The organism is Flavobacterium sp. UGB4466, from assembly GCF_903469665.1.
In the GTDB taxonomy this organism is placed as follows: Bacteria; Bacteroidota; Bacteroidia; order Flavobacteriales; family Flavobacteriaceae; genus Flavobacterium; species Flavobacterium lipolyticum.
Map to the genome: position 1 here is coordinate 1 of NZ_CAGKLC010000240.1, position 1,209 is coordinate 1,209.

General features: G+C 34.0%; 1 protein-coding gene and 1 pseudogene. Both read right to left on the reverse strand.

Features of this window, described 5'->3' with window-relative positions; translation table 11 throughout:
- A pseudogene (locus JO950_RS21860) lies at positions 1-323 on the reverse strand (hypothetical protein); the annotation flags it as partial.
- Between the two features lie 18 nt (positions 324-341).
- Positions 342-1,209: hypothetical protein (locus JO950_RS21865; RefSeq protein WP_202704535.1), on the reverse strand; the 868-nt coding region annotated here is incomplete at its 5' end.

Sequence of the window (1,209 nt, forward strand, 5' to 3'; positions counted from 1 at the left end):
ACATAATATGGTACTATAATGCTAATAAATAATGATATTGTATATAACTCACCATCTTCGATTACACTCACATTAAAAGTCATACATCTATCCCCTAAATCAAGCAAGGTGTGGTCATTTAATTTATTTAATGTGTAATCATGTTCAAACTCTGCAGCAATTCTCTTCCTAAAGACCTTACTCTCTTCATTATTAAAATCATTTATTATTTGAAGTAATCTCTTATACTCCTCGGAAATAAAATACATGTCTTTTTCTGTATAGGCACATATATTTCGCGGATAGAGTAAATAAATTAAATTTTTTAAAACCTTTTCAATCATACTAATCGATTTAAATAGTTAATTACAGTTTCCTGAAGTCCATGTATTTGTTTTATAATTAGTCGCGGGAAGTTTTTCAGTTGAATTAAAATTTACCCTACCTCCACTAACGTAAAGAGGATAATTGTGCACTAATCTCTCTCTAAAATATCGATCAAGTATCAAATCTGACACGTCTGTTCCTCCATATTTATCTATTACGTCCTGCATTGATTGTTGAAGTGCTCGAGCAGAAACATTTGCCGCAATTCCAGGTGTCATATCTGTATTACCTACCTGTATATTTGTTGGTGTACCAAAATATATTGCTTGCGGATAACTAAGAACATGCAATATTTCAATTCCTTTTGGACTCAATCCTATAACTCTAAAATTAATATTTTTGACCATCGCTACTTGCCAATTAGCCCCTTTTTTTGATGTAAAGTTAAAACTTTCACAACTAGGCGGAATAACTTTAGTCACCGTTGACTCTGTAGAACTACTACTTCCCCCACCTCCCGGAGACTTCACATACCCTTTCGGACTATTACCCTTTGATCCTGCATTTAAACTGCCTCCATAAGCTCCTCCTCCATACTCCTGCTTATTCTCGGATTTTTCTCTGCGGATGATTACTTCATCTAACTCAAAAGGATCAGATTTAGATGTCGATTTATTGAGGCGTTCTGATTCCTCCGGAGAGATTACTCTAAGTCCCGTTAGCCCTGCTGTCGTATTGGAGTTTTCAAATTTTGCCCCATTTACAAATCCTCTTTCTAAATCCCAGGCAATGATGTATCCATTAAAGTTAACTAAATCTCCTGAAGTTTTTATTTTTTCTAAAGATTCTGATAAAGGGAGTATTTCATATAGTGTGGCCGAAAAATCTTTTTTATTTTCTAAA